General features: G+C 72.2%; 17 protein-coding genes. 8 read left to right on the top strand and 9 right to left on the bottom strand.

The features are described from left to right. Positions 1-4 precede the first annotated feature (4 nt). Both FH610_RS16290 and FH610_RS16285 read right to left on the bottom strand, forming a co-directional pair. Complete coding sequence (locus FH610_RS16290; RefSeq protein ID WP_139575287.1) at positions 5-604, bottom strand: TetR/AcrR family transcriptional regulator; 600 nt, start codon at positions 602-604, stop codon at positions 5-7. Between the two features lie 63 nt (positions 605-667). After that, on the bottom strand, positions 668-1531 hold the full coding sequence (locus tag FH610_RS16285) for an SDR family NAD(P)-dependent oxidoreductase (protein ID WP_139575286.1): 864 nt from the start codon (positions 1529-1531) through the stop codon (positions 668-670). A gap of 110 nt (positions 1532-1641) precedes the next feature. Between FH610_RS16285 and FH610_RS16280 the strand changes: the two genes are divergently transcribed. Continuing rightward, the gene (locus FH610_RS16280; protein WP_139575285.1) at positions 1642-2187 is read left to right on the top strand and encodes a PadR family transcriptional regulator; all 546 of its coding nucleotides are present in this window, start codon (positions 1642-1644) and stop codon (positions 2185-2187) included. Positions 2188-2221: 34 nt separating this feature from the next. On the opposite strand, the gene FH610_RS16275 is transcribed toward FH610_RS16280, so the two are convergent. Continuing rightward, positions 2222-2518 (bottom strand): hypothetical protein, encoded by a 297-nt coding sequence (locus FH610_RS16275; RefSeq protein WP_139575284.1) that lies wholly within the window; start codon positions 2516-2518, stop codon positions 2222-2224. A 134-nt stretch (positions 2519-2652) separates the two neighbouring features. On the opposite strand from FH610_RS16275, the gene FH610_RS45645 reads away from it, so the two are divergent. The 5 genes from FH610_RS45645 to FH610_RS16255 all read left to right on the top strand — a co-directional run bounded on the left by FH610_RS45645 (position 2653) and on the right by FH610_RS16255 (position 6563). Then, a complete protein-coding gene (locus FH610_RS45645) occupies positions 2653-2730 on the top strand; it encodes a putative leader peptide (RefSeq protein WP_420813709.1) in 78 nt (25 codons plus the stop codon). A gap of 110 nt (positions 2731-2840) precedes the next feature. Further along, positions 2841-3746, top strand: a complete 906-nt coding sequence (locus FH610_RS16270) for an ABC transporter permease (protein ID WP_240808998.1) — start codon at positions 2841-2843, stop codon at positions 3744-3746. Positions 3747-3799: 53 nt separating this feature from the next. Then, positions 3800-4858 (top strand): taurine ABC transporter substrate-binding protein, encoded by a 1059-nt coding sequence (locus FH610_RS16265; RefSeq protein WP_139575282.1) that lies wholly within the window; start codon positions 3800-3802, stop codon positions 4856-4858. Next, positions 4842-5657 carry an ABC transporter ATP-binding protein gene (locus FH610_RS16260; RefSeq protein ID WP_240808997.1) on the top strand — a complete coding sequence of 272 codons (816 nt, stop codon included), beginning with the start codon at positions 4842-4844 and terminating at the stop codon, positions 5655-5657. The genes FH610_RS16265 and FH610_RS16260 overlap by 17 nt, the downstream gene beginning before the upstream one ends. A gap of 33 nt (positions 5658-5690) precedes the next feature. After that, complete coding sequence (locus FH610_RS16255) at positions 5691-6563, top strand: TauD/TfdA dioxygenase family protein (RefSeq protein ID WP_139575281.1); 873 nt, start codon at positions 5691-5693, stop codon at positions 6561-6563. 47 nt (positions 6564-6610) lie between these two features. Here the strand turns inward: FH610_RS16255 and FH610_RS16250 are convergent, their stop codons facing one another. Both FH610_RS16250 and FH610_RS16245 read right to left on the bottom strand, forming a co-directional pair. Beyond that, positions 6611-7585 (bottom strand): threonine ammonia-lyase, encoded by a 975-nt coding sequence (locus tag FH610_RS16250; RefSeq protein ID WP_139575280.1) that lies wholly within the window; start codon positions 7583-7585, stop codon positions 6611-6613. A gap of 188 nt (positions 7586-7773) precedes the next feature. Continuing rightward, a complete protein-coding gene (locus FH610_RS16245) occupies positions 7774-8496 on the bottom strand; it encodes a TetR/AcrR family transcriptional regulator (RefSeq protein WP_139575279.1) in 723 nt (240 codons plus the stop codon). Between the two features lie 113 nt (positions 8497-8609). On the opposite strand from FH610_RS16245, the gene FH610_RS16240 reads away from it, so the two are divergent. Beyond that, entirely contained in the window at positions 8610-9833 is a 1224-nt protein-coding gene (locus FH610_RS16240; protein WP_139575278.1) for a saccharopine dehydrogenase family protein, read from the top strand. 150 nt (positions 9834-9983) lie between these two features. After that, a complete protein-coding gene (locus FH610_RS16235; RefSeq protein ID WP_139575277.1) occupies positions 9984-10700 on the top strand; it encodes a hypothetical protein in 717 nt (238 codons plus the stop codon). Between the two features lie 3 nt (positions 10701-10703). Here the strand turns inward: FH610_RS16235 and FH610_RS16230 are convergent, their stop codons facing one another. The 4 genes from FH610_RS16230 to FH610_RS16215 form a co-directional block, all read right to left on the bottom strand. Then, entirely contained in the window at positions 10704-11513 is an 810-nt protein-coding gene (locus FH610_RS16230) for an alpha/beta hydrolase family protein (RefSeq protein WP_139575276.1), read from the bottom strand. 81 nt (positions 11514-11594) lie between these two features. Next, positions 11595-13370 (bottom strand): FtsX-like permease family protein, encoded by a 1776-nt coding sequence (locus FH610_RS16225; RefSeq protein WP_139575275.1) that lies wholly within the window; start codon positions 13368-13370, stop codon positions 11595-11597. A 2-nt stretch (positions 13371-13372) separates the two neighbouring features. Continuing rightward, a complete protein-coding gene (locus tag FH610_RS16220) occupies positions 13373-14230 on the bottom strand; it encodes an ABC transporter ATP-binding protein (RefSeq protein ID WP_139575274.1) in 858 nt (285 codons plus the stop codon). Then, positions 14227-14769 (bottom strand): PadR family transcriptional regulator, encoded by a 543-nt coding sequence (locus FH610_RS16215; protein ID WP_139575273.1) that lies wholly within the window; start codon positions 14767-14769, stop codon positions 14227-14229. Before FH610_RS16215 ends, FH610_RS16220 begins: the two co-directional genes overlap by 4 nt. Between the last annotated feature and the right edge of the window lie 114 nt (positions 14770-14883).

The following is a 14883-nucleotide window of genomic DNA, read 5'->3' as shown; positions in this document are numbered from 1 at the left end:
GCCGTCAGGCGTGGAGAACGGCGGCCGGCCTGCTGGTCAGGCCCCTGACCGCGAGCTCCACGAGCTGGCGCAGGCGCTTGCGCAGGACGGCCGGCTCCGCCTTCTCCCGCACTATCCCCGACAGCGCGTCCACCAGGACGGCGGCGGCGTCCGCAGCGGACAGGGCCGCGTCGAGCAGGTCGAGTTCCTCGGCCGCGTCGCCGAGTGTGGCCTCGACGACCGACAGGTAGGCCGACTCGAACGAGGCCATCACGTCCTCGACGACCACTTCGGCCTCGGCGAACAGCTCCGCCCGATACTCCGCCTCGACCGCGCCGGCGAAAAACTCGACCTTGATGACCAGGACGTCGTAGAGGCGGTCGGCGACGGGCCGGCCGGAGCGCCGTGCGGCCTCGGCCGCGGCGACGATGTCGTCGGCGAACCGGCGCGCGACCGCCCTGAAGACGTCTTCCTTACCTTTGAAGTGCAAATAGACGGCCGGACGTGACATACGTGCCGCCCGCGCGATCAGGTCCATGGAGGTGCGGCGGTAGCCGTACCTGCCGAACACGTCGAGCGCGGCGGCCACGATGTGGTCGCGCTTGGCCTCGGCGGCATCCGTCATGCTGACACGATATACGCGTTCCGTCAGCTCGCCATCGTGCTGCCGCGTTCCGCTCCGCGCCGATCACGGCGCGCCGCCGCCCGCGCGGACGCCCCGCAGCCCGAACGCCCGGGTCACCAGCTGCTCGCGCAGCCCCGCCGGGGCGTGCGCCAGCATGCCGTAGACGCGGACGTCCGCGCTGACCGGGTAGCGGCGCTTGGGATCACGCGCCTCGACGGCCGTCACGATCGTGGCGGCGACGGCCTCGGCCGGGCCGGTCTTCTGGTTGGCGATCGCCTTGCCGAAACGTTCGAGATGGTCGTCGTACAGCGCGACCCTGTGCGGGTCGGCCGCCGCCAGCGCTTTGCGCGCAGCGGCGTCGGCCTTGTCGAAGATGGCGGTGGCGGTGGCCCCCGGCTCCACGGCGATCACCGGGATGCGCCAGGCGGCCAGTTCGACGCGGAGGGCGTCCGACAGTGCTCTGAGCGCGGCCTTGCTGGCCGAGATCGGCGCCATGAACGGCAGGGCCACGTGCGCGGTGGGGGCGCTCACGTTGACGACACGGCCCCGGCCTGCCCGCAGCAGGGGCAGGAACGCCTGGGTGACGAACGCCGGGCCGAGGGTGTTCACCGCGAACTGCCTGCGCAGGTCATCGGGCGGAACCAGCTCCAGCGGGCCCTGGACGATGATCCCGGCGTTGTTGACCACGGCGTGGAGCCCGTGGCCCCGCACCTCGTCGTGCACCCGCTCGGCCGCGGACGCGACGGCGCCGGGGTCGGTGACGTCCATGGTCACCACGCGCACCCCGGCCGTCCGCCCCAGGCTCGCGTCCTCGCCGCGCACGGCGGCGTAGACCGTGTAGCCGCGCGCGACGAGTGCATCCACGGCCGCCCTGCCGATTCCGCCCGCGGCGCCAGTGACCAGAACCGCCCTGTTCTCCATGGCCATGCTCCTGCTCCTCACGTGTACTTAAGTACATGTACTTAGGGACATGTGTGATGATGCACATGGTCTAGAGGACATGTCAAGATGGGGGTCGTCGATCCGGAGGAGGGCCAATGTCGTTGCGCTACGGGCTGCTCGGCCTGCTCGCGGAAGGTCCTGCCAGCGGATACGACCTGGCGCGGCGGTTCCAGGAGGTGCTCGGCTCCGTCTGGCCCGCGCAACACCCGAAGATCTACGCCGAGCTGAACCGGCTGGCCCAGGAGGGCCTGATCGAGGTCGAGAGCGAGGGCCCACGCGGGCGCAAGGCGTACCGCATGACAGAGGCAGGGCTCGCGGCCGTCCGCGCCTGGCTGCGTGACACCGAAGTGGACCACACGCTGCGCATGCAGTCGTTGCTGCGCTCGTTCTTCTTCTGGCTCATGGAGCCCGACGACCTGCGCCGCCACCTCGACGAGGAAGCCCGCTTCTTCGCCGAGGCGGCGGCGCGTTACGAGGAGTACGCGAAGGCCAAGGACCGCGGCGAGTTCGGCGACAGTCCCCAGGCTCGGTCCATGCGCATCGCCATCGAGGCCGGCGTACGCCTCCATCGAACCCTCGCCGAGTGGGCCGAGTGGGCCAAGACCGTCCCGCTGAGCCCGCCCACCACGACCGATTCCTGACGAGAAGGCCCAGGCGCCGTCCCTGGTCGGACGGTCACTCGGCAGTCGGGGGCTTCTTGCCGAAGGCGCCGACGCGCGCGTGGAAGACGGCCATGACCAGGACGCCGACCGCTCCCGCGACGGCGGCGGGCAGAGGGTGCGCGCCCACGCCGGCGGTCGCGGTCAGCGCGGCCGCGAACAGGTACATCCCCCAGCCCGCGACCACGTTGACCAGCGGCCCGTAGCCAAACGGCGTAGGGAAGCCCTCTTTGGTGATCCCCTTCACGAAGTGCGGCGTCGCGTTCGCCGCGAAGACGCCGGCGAAGAAGCTCAGAAGGACCGTCAGCCACATGTCTGCTCCCAGTTCAGCGGATAAGCGATTATGACAACTTAGACGATAAATGTCAGTATGACATCGGCTTGGCTGGGGGGCGACGCTCTCGGCGTCCGATTGCCATTAACCTACAAACATGGTAGGAAATACCTGTGTTTGCGGCATCGTGGTTGGTCCGGCGTCGGCACGTCGACCTGTGCCGTCTGAACGGCTCGGCCTGTCGCTCCTGAACCTCGACCTCCCGGCCGGCGCGGTCACCTTCGCCGGCCGTCCTTCCGTTGCCGTGCCGTGCCCGCGATCGAGCGGCGCGGCCCCGCGCCCTCCTCCCGGAGCGACCACTGTGACGTCATCCCCCTCCAGATCCGTCTCCGCCCCCCGCCTCCTGGCGCCGGACGAGGTGCCCGAGTCCGCCGGTCCGCCGCCTGTCGGAGGAACGCCTGCCGCCTCGACGCCGGCCCGGCGGGGGCGCAGGGCCCGCCGGATCGGCGTGCGGGTGCTGTCGCTGCTCGCCCTGCTCGCGCTGTGGCAACTGGCGGCGGCAGCGGCGGGCAATCCGTCGTTCGTGCCCGCGCCCCGGGCCGTGTGGGACCAGCTCGTCCTGCTGTCCACCACCCACGACGGCATCCGCGGCTACGGCGGCCACCTGCTCGTCGAGCACCTGGGAATCAGCCTGCGCCGCATCCTCATCGGCTCGGCGCTCGGCGTGGCGGCGGGGCTCGTCCTCGGCGTCGTCCTGGGCGCCGTGCCGTGGATCCGCCTCGTGGCCGAGCCGGTCGTGACGTTCGTACGGGCGCTGCCTCCGCTGGCGTACTTCAGCCTGCTCATCATCTGGTTCGGCATCGACGAGACGCCCAAGCTGTGGCTGCTCGCCATCGCCGCGCTCCCGCCGGTCGCCGTGGCCACCGCCGCCGCCGTCCACGGCGCGCCGACCGGGCTGGTGGAGGCGGCCCGGGCACTGGGCGCCTCACGGTGGGACGCGATCAAGGATGTCGTGCTGCCCGCCGCGCTACCGGAGATCTTCACCGGTGTCCGGCTGGCCGTCGGGGTCGCGTACTCCTCGGTCGTCGCGGCGGAGACCGTCAACGGCGTGCCCGGCATCGGGGGGATGGTCCGGGACGCCCAGCGCTACCTGCAGACCGACGTCGTGGTGCTCGGGCTGCTCGCCATCGGCCTGTCCGGACTGCTGATCGACGGCCTGCTGCGCGCCGCGGAGACCCGGCTCATCCCCTGGCGCGGCCGCGTCTGAGCCCCTGCCAAGCCTCGTCAATCCCCCTCCCACTGCAAAAGGAACTCTCCGCCATGTCACGACCACGCCTCACGCGCCTGCTTTCCGTCGCCCTGGCCGCCGCGACGGCCGCCGTCCTGGCCGCGTGCGGCAACGGCACCGCCTCCGGCGGAGGCGGAGACGGCGGTACGGCGGACCGCACCATCCGCGTCGCCTACCAGGCGTTCCCCAGCGGGGACCTCATCGTGAAGAACAAGGGGTGGCTGGAGCAGGCGCTGCCCGGCTACACGATCAAGTGGACCAAGTTCGACTCCGGCGCCAGCATCAACACCGCCTTCGTGGCCAAGAGCGTGGACATCGCGGCCATCGGCTCGAGCCCGGTCGCGCGCGGGCTGTCCGCGCCGCTCAACATCCCCTACCAGGTGGCGTTTGTGCTCGACGTGGCCGGCGACAACGAGGCCCTGGTCGCCCGCGACGGCACCGGCATCTCCTCCGTGGCGGATCTGCGCGGCAAGAAGGTGGCGACGCCGTTCGCCTCGACGTCCCACTACAGCCTGCTCGCCGCCCTGGACGAGGCGGGAGTGCCGGAGTCCGCGGTGAACCTCGTCGACCTGGAGCCGCAGGACATCCTGGCGTCCTGGACCCGCGGCGACATCGACGCCGCGTACGTCTGGCTGCCCACGCTCGACGAGATCAAGAAGACCGGCAAGACGCTCATCAGCAGCCGTGAGCTGGCGACCGCGGGCAAGCCCACCCTCGACCTGGGCGTGGTGTCCACCGCGTTCGTCCAGGCGCACCCCGACGCGGTCGACGCCTGGCGCAAGACCGAGGCCAGGGCGCTCGACCTGATCGCGGACGATCCCGACGCCGCGGCCCAGGCCGTGGGAGCGGAGCTCAATATCGGCAAGGACGAGGCCAAGGCGCAGCTCAGCCAGGGCGTCTTCCTCAAACCGGCCGATCTGGCCTCGCCCGAGTGGCTCGGCACGCCGGACAAGGCCGGCGGCCTGGCGCAGAACCTGGTGAGCGCGGCGCAGTTCCTCAAGGACCAGCAGAAGATCGACGCGGTGCCCGACCTCGCCACGGTGGAGCGGGCGATCTACACCAAGGGGCTCCCCGGTGTCCTCACGTCCTGACCCGGCCGCCGCCCCGGCCACGGCGGACGTGGACGTCGCCGCCGTCCACCTGCACGAGGTCGAACACGTCTACGGCGGCGCGGGAGGACCGGTCGCCGCCCTGGGGCCGATCTCCTTGACCGTCCCTCCCGGTGCCTTCCTCGTGCTCGTCGGGGCGTCCGGATGCGGCAAGAGCACGCTGCTGCGCCTCGTCGCGGGCTTCGAGAGGCCCACCTCCGGCACCGTGCGGACCGGCGGCGCCGAGCCCGTCCCGGGCAGGGGCGCCGGGATCGTCTTCCAGCAGCCGCGCCTGTTCCCGTGGAAGACCGTGAGCGGCAACGTCGAGCTGGCCCTGCGCTACGCCGGCGTGCCCCGTGCGGAACGTGCCCGCCGGGTGCCCGAGCTGCTGGAACGGGTGGGCCTCCACGACGTGGCGGACCGCAGGATCTGGCAGATCTCGGGAGGGCAGCAGCAGCGCGTTTCGATCGCCAGGGCGCTCGCCGGCGACCACCCGCTGCTGCTGCTCGACGAGCCGTTCGCCGCCCTGGACGCGCTCACCCGCGAGCGCCTGCAGGAGGACCTGCGCCGGGTGAGCGCGCAGACCGGCCGCACGTCGGTGTTCGTCACCCACAGCGTCGAGGAGGCCGTGTTCCTCGGCAGCCGCGTCGTCGTCCTCACCCACCGGCCGGGCCGGATCGCGCTCGACCTGGACGTCGACCTCCCGCGCACCGGAGTGGAACCGGACGAACTGCGCGCCCTTCCCGAGTACGCCGCGCTCCGCGCCGAGGTCGGCCACGCCGTACGCGCCGCCGCCGCGTGAAGCACCGCAGCACCCAACCGTGAGGAGAGTGAGATGACCACACCGACCACCGTGAAGCTGGATCTGCGGCCCCTCGGGCCCCACTTCGGCGCCGAGGTCGAGGGACTGGACCTGGCGACCGCCACCGACGAGGAACTGGCCGCTGTGCGTGCCGCCCTGGTCGACCGGAAGGTGCTGTTCTTCCGCAAGCAGCGCCTGGACGACGACGGGCAGGTGACGCTCGGCCGCCGTCTCGGCGAGCTGACCGCCTCCCACCCGGTCGTCGGGGGCGTCGACGAGGCGCATCCCGAGATCTACGCCCTCGACAGCGCCGACAACGGCTTCGCCGACGTCTGGCACACCGACGTCACGTTCATGCCCCGCCCGCCGCTCGGTTCCATCCTGCGGGCGGTGACCCTCCCTCCCACCGGCGGCGACACGAGCTGGGCCGACAGCCAGCTGGCCTACGACTCCCTGTCCGCCCCCGTGAAGGAGCTGGCCGACCGGCTCACCGCGGTCCACGACGGCAACCGCGAGTTCGGTTACTACCTGGCCCAGCGCCGCGGCGGCAGGGGCAACGTCTGGGACGGCGAGATCGTCACCCGGCTGGAGCCGGTGGAGCACCCCGTGGTCCGCGTCCATCCCGAGACCGGCCGCAAGGGGATCTTCGTCAACCCCGGGTTCACCTCCCACATCGTGGGCGTGTCCGAGGCCGAGAGCCGGGCCGTCCTGGACCTGCTCTACGCCCACCTCACCAAGCCCGAGCACATCGTGCGCCACCGCTGGAGGACCGGCGACGTCGCCATGTGGGACAACCGGAGCACCGCCCACTACGCCAACCGCGACTACGGCGACGCGCACCGCGTGATGCACCGCATCACCCTCCGCGGCGACCGCCCCTTCGGTCCCGGCCGTACGAACGGGTGACCGGGCGGCGGGTCGGGATCGGCCTCCCCAGGGGCCGTCAGGAGCCGTCAGGGGCCGGATGCCGCGCCGACCCAGCGGTGGTAGGCGTCCACGTCGACGTTGCTGCCGCACACGATGGTGACCACGTGCCGGCCGGCGAAGCGGTCGCGGTCTTCGAGGATCGCCGCGATGCCGAGCGCGGCCGACGGTTCGACGACGAGGCCGGCGTGGTGGAGGAGCATCCGCATACCGGCCGTGATCGATGCCTCCCGGACCAGGACGGCGTCGTCGGCGACCAGGAGGAGGTCGTCCAGGACGGCCGGGATGGGGCGCCGGCCCGCGACGCCGTCGGCGATGGTGTCCGTCGAGTCCGTGGTGACGACGCGCCGCCGGCGCCAGGAGTGGGTCATCGCCGGCGCGCCCAGCGGCTGGACGCAGATCACCTCGACGCCGGGTGCCAGGGCCTTCATCACATGACCCACGCCGGTGGCCAGCGCCCCGCCGCCGAGGGCGATCAGGACGGCGTCGAACGACGGCACGCCGTCCACCAGCTCCAGGCCGATCGTCGCCGCGCCCTCGCAGGTCTCGATGTCCAGGCTGTCTTCGACCAGCCGGATGCCGTCGTACCGCGCGACGGCCGCCGCCCGCTCGCGGGCCATGTCGAAGTCACCGTCCACCAGCTCCAACCTGGCGTCCAGCGCCCGGATGCGATCAAGCTTGGCCGCAGGCGCGAGGCGGGACGCCACGACGGTGACGTCGAGTCCCCGGCCGCGACCGGACCAGGCGAGGGCTTGGCCAAGGTTGCCCGCGCTGGCGCACACCACGGCTCGCGAGCCGTTGTCGGCGAGCATGCTCGCGACCACCTCGGTGCCGCGGGCCTTGAAGCTGCGGACCGGGTTCGCCGTTTCGAGCTTGATGCTCACCGTGCACCCGAGGTCGGGCTCCAGCGCCTCGCAGCGATACAGGGGAGTGTCGAGAAAAATCGGGTCGATCACCCGGCGAGCCGCCCGGATCCGGGCAGTGTCGAGACGCGTCTCCTGCACGGTACCGGAGCGTAGCGCGGCCGGGCGCTGTTCCACTCGGGCGGCGGTGTGTCAGGTCGGAGCCCACCACTGGCAGCGCGACGCCGTCCGCCGGGCTCTTCGCGCACCCGGGAGCCCCACCACCTGACGCGGCTGGGCCTCGCGGCGCACATCCCGACTTGCCGCCCGTGCCCCTCAGCCGCACGTCTTCATTCGTCGCCGGCAGAGCCGTTTCTCTCGCAGTCCCACGGCGCGGCGCTGGCGAGCAGCATGTCCAGGGCGGCGGGGTAGGCGCTGTCGTTCATGTCGGCCACCAGCAGGGGCGCGACCGCCGCGATGTTGGGGTGGGTGGCGGGGGACAGGCGGGCGTAGGTCGCCTGCCACATCTCCTCGTCCGCCCTGCGCGCCTGCTCCGGAAGCGCGAGGGACGCCGCGTCCAGGGCGGCGAACGCCAGCGTCATGTCGATGAAGGCGTGGTAGACGCGGACCGCGTCACGGCCGGGGAAACCGGCGCCGCGCAGCAGCCCGAGGATCGCCTCGTCGGCCGCGATCTCATGGGACTTGCCGCTGATGCGGCTGGCGGTCAGCACGGCGGCCTGGGGGTGTTCGAGGTAGGCGGCATGGATGCGCAGGCCCAGCTCGCGAAGGTCGGCGCGCCAGTCGCCGGTGCCGTGCCAGCCGTCCATGGCCCGGCCGATGAGCATGTCGCCGATCGCCAGGGTCAGATCGTCGATGCCGGCGAAGTAGCGGTAGAGCGTGCTGGGGTCGGCCCCCAGTGCGATGCCGAGTCGCCGTACGGACAGTCCGGCGGAACCGTGCTCGCGCAGCATGCGCAGCGCGGTCCGCACGATCAGGTCCTCAGAGAGAACGACTCCGTTCTTCGTCGGGCGGCGCCGCCGGCGCGCCGACTCGGAAACCACCGGCTTGGGCATTGTGCTCTCCTCTCCGGCGGCCACCTTATGCCAACGCCATTGACGTTTCGCGTGGTGGTGACGTTGGATCGTGTGCACCAAAGGTGTCTTTGTCCCGAAAAGGGAGTTTTGTCATGCGTATTCTGCTGGTCGGCGCAGGTGGGGTGGGCAGCGCGATCACCCGGATCGCGGCCCGCCGATCCTTCTTCGAGCACATGGTCGTCGCCGATTACGACCTGTCCCGGGCCGAGGCGGCCGTCGGCGCGCTGGGGGAGGAGGGCGCCCGCTTCAGCGCCCGGCGGGTGGACGCGAGCGACGAGGCCGAGGTGATGGCACTGCTGGCCGAGCACCGCTGCGACGTCCTGCTCAACGCCACCGACCCGCGGTTCGTGATGCCGCTGTTCCGGGCGGCGCTGTCGGCCGGCGTCCACTACCTGGACATGGCGATGTCGCTGTCGCGGCCGCATCCGGAGCGTCCGCACGAGGCGTGCGGGGTCAAGCTGGGGGACGCCCAGTTCGAGATGGCCGCAGAGTGGGAGAAGGCGGGCAGGCTCGCCCTGGTCGGCATCGGGGTGGAGCCGGGGCTGTCGGACGTCTTCGCCCGATACGCCGCCGACGAACTGTTCGACCACATCGAGGAGATCGGCATCCGCGACGGGGCCGACCTCACCGTCGAGGGGTACGACTTCGCGCCCTCGTTCAGCATCTGGACCACCATCGAGGAGTGCCTCAACCCGCCGGTCGTCTACGAGGCCGGCCGGGGCTGGTTCACCACCCCGCCCTTCAGTGAGCCGGAGGTGTTCGACTTCCCCGAGGGCATCGGTCCGGTCGAGTGCGTCAACGTCGAGCACGAGGAGGTCCTGCTCGTGCCCCGCTGGATCGACGCCGAGCGGGTGACCTTCAAGTACGGGCTGGGCGAGCGGTTCATCGACACGCTGCGGACCCTGCATCTGCTGGGGCTGGACCGCGCCGAGCCCGTCCAGGTCGCCGCCGAGGGCGGCGCCGCCGTCAAGGTCTCCCCGCGCGACATGGTCGCGGCGTGCCTGCCCGATCCGGCGACCCTCGGGGAGCGCATGCACGGCAAGACGTGCGCCGGCACCTGGGTCAAGGGCACCAAGGACGGCGGCCCACGTGAGGTCTACCTCTATCACGTGGTCGACAACCAGTGGTCCATGCGGGAGTACGGCTCCCAGGCGGTGGTGTGGCAGACCGCCGTGAACCCGGTCGTGGCCCTCGAACTGATGGCGACCGGCGCCTGGTCCGGCGCCGGTGTCCTGGGCCCGGAAGCCCTGCCGCCCCGGCCGTTCCTCGACCTTCTCACCGCGTACGGCACCCCCTGGGGCCTGCGGGAGCAGTAGGCGACCGACGGTCAGGCCGAGCCCAGTTACGAAACAGGCCACTCCGGCCCAGAACCTCCACGAGAGCGGGCCCGAGGGCTCCCGCGTACGAGGCTGCCGGTGAAACGGACCCACGTGGAATGTCGCAGGCGTTCGGCAGGATGAGGCCGCATGGGCCTCAACATCGTCGTCGGCATGCTCGCCGAGTTGGACGAATCAGAGTTGGACACATCAGAGCCGGACGACCTGGCGGGCGAGCTCTGCGACGACTTCAGGGCGATCGGGCGAGCCCTGGCAGCGGCCGGGTTACCGGCGTGGACGGAGCCGGACGCCGCAGCCGTAGAGGCGGCCTATTTCGACATGTACGGCTACGCCGGCCTGCACACGCTCCGCCGTCTGGCCGCCCATCTCGCCTCGAGCGGAGAGCTGCCTCCTCCGGCCCCGATGGAGGTGGCCGTCGCGGATCCGCTGCTGAAGGACACCTATTCGCGGGGACCCCGCTACGGCGTCGAAATCGACGAGGGAACCCGCGTGATCGGCTCCGAGCACGAGGCGGGCTCCGCGTACGACCACCTGATCCACCACAGCGACTGCGAGGGCTTCTACGTGCCCGTCGACTTCGCGGCCGTGTTCTACGACAAGGAGATAAGCGGGGGATGGGTCGGCTCGTCGCAACGGTTGCTGGAGGAGTGCCGGGGCATCGCCGCACGGCTCGGACTGCCGGAGGACCTCGACCCCTGGGGTGACGAGGTGAGCGCGGCGGTAGAGGCCGACACCGAGGGTGCGGAGGGCTGGCGCCGGTACGGCGTGGAGTCGTTCACCTGCCTGCAGGTGATGGCCGCCGCCCGGCACTCCGTCGCGACGGGCGCGGCGATCGTCTTGTGCTGACGTTCAGCGGCCGAGGTGCCGGTCGAGGAAGTCGCGGACGGTCTCGGCGAGTTCGAGGCGCTGATCGGAAAGGGCGTGGTCGGTGACGAGCACGCGGTGCTCCAGGAGCGGCACCGGATGAGCGGTGTAGGCGGCCACCACGGGATCGTGGTGCTCGGCGGCGGGGGTGACGGTGTCGCGCCCGGCCGTGCCGACGAGCAGGACCGGCCGGTCGGCGAGCTTCGGGGCGAGCGCGGACAGGCTCCACGCCTCGCCCGCCGCGATCATCTCGTCCACGAGCGCCGCGCCGCTGGTCCCCTTCAGGGGAAGCAGGTCGTCGCCGAATCCCTCGACGTACGCCGCCCGCAGCGCCGCGTCCTCCCGGCAGGCGACCGCGACAGAGCCGAAGTCGAACGCCGACACCGACGCGACGGCGCTGACGCCCGAGTCGGCCGCCGCGGTCGTCAGCGCGGCGAAGCCGCCGAAGCTGTGCCCCATCAGCGCCAGCCGGTCCGGATCGAGGCGGTGCGCGGCGGCGAAACCCGGCTCACGTACGGTGGCCGCGACGCGGGCGGCATCCTCCAGCGCGCCGGCCCACGACCAGGAACCGCCGACGCCCCAGGAGCCGCGGTAGTGGAAGACGAGGGCGGCGTACCCCGCGCGGCGCAGGTGCTGGGCCAGGTCGAAGTTGCGCTCGTGCCCCGGGAAGCCGTGCAGCAGCACGACGACCGGATGCGGTCCCGGCCCGGCCGGCAGGTGAAGGACGCCCAGCAGGGTCTCGCCGTCGCTGTCGAACGTCACGGCGGCGTTGGCCGCGGGAATCTCGGGGGTCATCCGTCCTCACAGAGATCGAACCGATCGGTACGATCAGAGACTACCGGATTCGTCCGCAGTGCTCCCGTCACCGGAGGGGCGTCACGCGGCTTCCGCGTTGAGGACGCGCCCCGCGGGCTCGCGGGTGTGGACCCACGCCGGGAGCGCGGTCAACACCGCGATGGTCAGCAGGATGGCGAGCGCGGCGGTGAGCAACCACGATCCCGGGGGTGTGATCGGTGTGGCGAAGAACCAGTACAGGCCGAGCCCGACCGGAATGCCCGCCGCCACTCCGGGCAGCGCGGGCAGGAGCTGCGTGACGCAGTGCGCGGCGACGATCTGGCCGGGGGTGGCGCCGAGGGTACGGGTGATGGTCAGGGCGCGCCGGGCCTGCACGGCGGTGCCCCAGCTGAGCAGCACGGTGTTGAGCGTGGACAGCGCCACCAGCGCGAAGGTGACGGCGAGCAGCACCTGGCCGGTCTGGTCGGTTCGCACTTCGAGGGGGCCGAATCGCCTGACGGCGGGGGTCGCGTCGAGTTCGGCGTGGAAGGTGAGCAGCGCGGTGACCATGACGGTGGTGGCGGCCGTGCCGGCGGCGGCCAGGACGGCGCGGCCGGGCCGGCGGGCGAGCAGCCGGACGCCGAGCAGCAGCGCGGTGGGCAGGTAGGCCGTCACGGCGTTCAGGCGCGGGTGGCGCGTGAGCGTGTGCGCCGGGTCGGCCAGGGTCTGGACGGTGCTGCCCCGGGCGGCGCGTACGGCGGGACCGAGCGCACCGGTCACGGCGACCACGACGGCGAGGAAGACCGCGGCGAAGACGGTGACGGAGTCCGGAGGGCCGGCGGTGTCGAGCAGCCCGGCGCTGGGATCGATCAGGTGGGGCGCGGCCAGCGTCCCCGCGGTCAGTCCGAGCGCGGTGGACAGGAAGGTCAGCAGCAGGTGCGGCGCCAGCAGTACGGCGGTGACGGTGCCCGGGCCGGCGCCGACGGCCTTGAGCAGTGCGGCACGCCGGTTGTCGCGGGCATTGCGCGCGGTGGCGAGCGCGGCGAGGGTGACGAGCGCGGCCGCGGCGAGCAGCCAGCCGCCGACGACCAGGGCGGGCTGCATGTTCCTGATCATGACTGCGTCCGTTTCGAGGACGGTCTGCCAGTTGTGGGTGTTCACCCAGGAGTCGCCCCTGCGGTCGTCGGTGAACACGGTGGCGCTCCACCGGTGGGGATCCGCAGGGTCGGTCAGCTTCAGGTGGATCAGGTGGACACCGGGGGTGTGCCCCGCCGCCGCGTGAGCGTCGGCCGTGGTGAGCCAGATCCTGCCGCCGTAGTCGGACGGCCCGGGCCCCTGGGCCCAGTCGCTCCACGGATACACCGGGGTGGCCGCGCTGATCGCGATCCCGACGACCGGATAGCCGCGCTTGCCAATGGTGACGCGGTCGCCGACGCGCACGCCGAGCGCCTGCGCGAAGCCGCGCTCGACCACGGCGCCGCCGGGACGCACCCAGGTCCCGGAGGTCACCAGCGGCCGGTCCACGGCGGACGGTGCGTTCTCACGTCCCTCGACCGAGGAGTGCGCGGCCCGGCCGTGTGCCCGGATGGTGGTGTCGAACGCGAAGATCGGGTCGGCCTGCGCGGCCACGCCGGGCGTGTCCGCGAGACGTCCGGCCAGGCCGGACGGGTCCGTGTCCGTCGTGATGGCGGTGATGTCGGGGCCGGCGGTGGCCGCGCGGGTCTTCAGGTACGCCGTGGCCAGGGCGTTGCGGGCCGTCAGTCCGAGCGTCAGGGAGGCGATGGCGAGGGCGACGGCGATCAGGAACACGAGGGCCTCGGCGGGGCGGCGGCGCACGTCGTGCCGGATCAGACGCCAGGTCAGCAGCAGATGTCCCATGCTCAGTCCTCCCAGCGCAGCAGCGCGCCGAGCCCTGTGCCTCCGCCGTGGCCGTGCCTCGTGCCGCGGCCGTCGCCGTCCAGGCGGGTGTCGTCCGCCAGGGTCCCGTCGCGCATGGAGACGACGCGGTCCGCGGTGGCGGCGACGCGCTCGTCGTGGGTGACCATGACCAGGGTCTGGCCGGCGGCGCGCAGCTCGTCGAAGAGCCGGAGGATGTCGCGGGTCGCGGCGCTGTCGAGGTTGCCGGTGGGCTCGTCGGCGAGGACGACCAGCGGATCGTTGGCCAGGGCGCGGGCGACGGCGACCCGCTGCCGCTGCCCGCCGGAGAGCTCGGAGGGCAGATGCCGGGCGCGGCCGGCGAGCCCGACCTGCTGGAGCAGCTCCGCGGCACGGCGGCGGGCGGCCCGAGGTGAGGCGCCGGCGAGCAGCGCGGGCAGCTCGACGTTCTGCGCCGCGCTGAGTTCGTGCATCAGGTGGTAAGCCTGGAAGACGAACCCCACGGAGCGGCGCCGCAGTCTGGCCAGCGCCCGTTCGCCGAGGTGGTCGATGCGCCGGCCGCCGAGCCATACCTCGCCCTCGGTGGGCCGGTCGAGCCCGCCGAGGAGCTGGAGCAGCGTGGACTTGCCGCAGCCGCTGGGCCCGGTCACGGCGAGCGTCTGCCCGGCGGGAACGTCGAGGTCGACCCCGTCGACGGCCCACACCAGGCTCTCGTCCTCCCCGTACACGCGCGTCAGGCCGACCGCCCGCAGCGCCGGCCCGGCCACCCCGGCGGGCCGGTGGCCGGCCGGTCCCCAACCCGGGCTTTCGTCCGTGTCACTGTGCAACGACCGGCCCGTGACCCGCGGCACGACTCTCTTCATCCGTTCCCTTTGCCTTCCCCGCGTGGGGCGCGGGCGGACCAGGCCCGCTCGCACGCCTCCAACCAGCGCAGATCGGCCTGCAGCCGGAGCGCGATGCCCTCCAGAAGCAGTCCGGCCTCCGAGTCCGTGTCGTGAGCAAGGGCGGCGTGCTGGGCCTCGGCGAGGCTGCGCATCAGCTCCCGCCGCCGCGCGTCCACGAGCGCGAGCGGATCGGCCAGACCCGACTCCGCGGCGGCCACCAGCTTCAGATGGAACTCCGCCACGTCCGCTCTGGGCCCGGCGCTCTCGGCCATCCATGCGGCCACCCGCTCCTGCCCGGCCGCGGTCAGCGCGTACACCTTGCGCCGCGGGCCGCGCATCGGCGCGTCCTCACGCTCCTGGACGACCAGGCCGGCCTTCTCGAGCCGGGTGAGCGTCACATAGATCTGCCCCGCGTTCAGCGTCTCGCCCAGCGGTCCGAGCGCGGTCACCAACCGCTGGCGCAGGTCGTACCCGTGCGACGGCTCCTTGGACAGCAGCGCCAGCACCACGTCCTGCATGGGCCACCCTCCTCTGCGACCCCTCAATAGATAGCGGTTAGCCAAAACAGCGTCAACCCGTTCCCGGACCTCGTCGGCGGGGGACGGGAACGGCCCCGCCCGCGCCGAGGCGCG

This window comes from Microbispora catharanthi (assembly GCF_006334915.2).
Taxonomy (GTDB): Bacteria; Actinomycetota; Actinomycetes; order Streptosporangiales; family Streptosporangiaceae; genus Microbispora; species Microbispora catharanthi.
Note: the sequence above shows the minus strand (reverse complement) of the source record. Positions and strands in the feature narration are given on the sequence as shown.

Coding starts and splice junctions, on each gene's coding strand:
- FH610_RS16275 (WP_139575284.1), bottom strand. CDS start 2,518: ATGTGGCTGACGGTCCTTCTGAGCTTCTTCGCCGGCGTCTTCGCGGCG.
- FH610_RS16285 (WP_139575286.1), bottom strand. CDS start 1,531: ATGGCCATGGAGAACAGGGCGGTTCTGGTCACTGGCGCCGCGGGCGGA.
- FH610_RS16280 (WP_139575285.1), top strand. CDS start 1,642: ATGTCGTTGCGCTACGGGCTGCTCGGCCTGCTCGCGGAAGGTCCTGCC.
- FH610_RS16240 (WP_139575278.1), top strand. CDS start 8,610: ATGCGTATTCTGCTGGTCGGCGCAGGTGGGGTGGGCAGCGCGATCACC.
- FH610_RS16235 (WP_139575277.1), top strand. CDS start 9,984: ATGGGCCTCAACATCGTCGTCGGCATGCTCGCCGAGTTGGACGAATCA.
- FH610_RS16290 (WP_139575287.1), bottom strand. CDS start 604: ATGACGGATGCCGCCGAGGCCAAGCGCGACCACATCGTGGCCGCCGCG.
- FH610_RS16225 (WP_139575275.1), bottom strand. CDS start 13,370: ATGGGACATCTGCTGCTGACCTGGCGTCTGATCCGGCACGACGTGCGC.
- FH610_RS16230 (WP_139575276.1), bottom strand. CDS start 11,513: ATGACCCCCGAGATTCCCGCGGCCAACGCCGCCGTGACGTTCGACAGC.
- FH610_RS16265 (WP_139575282.1), top strand. CDS start 3,800: ATGTCACGACCACGCCTCACGCGCCTGCTTTCCGTCGCCCTGGCCGCC.
- FH610_RS16215 (WP_139575273.1), bottom strand. CDS start 14,769: ATGCAGGACGTGGTGCTGGCGCTGCTGTCCAAGGAGCCGTCGCACGGG.
- FH610_RS16220 (WP_139575274.1), bottom strand. CDS start 14,230: ATGAAGAGAGTCGTGCCGCGGGTCACGGGCCGGTCGTTGCACAGTGAC.
- FH610_RS16255 (WP_139575281.1), top strand. CDS start 5,691: ATGACCACACCGACCACCGTGAAGCTGGATCTGCGGCCCCTCGGGCCC.
- FH610_RS16245 (WP_139575279.1), bottom strand. CDS start 8,496: ATGCCCAAGCCGGTGGTTTCCGAGTCGGCGCGCCGGCGGCGCCGCCCG.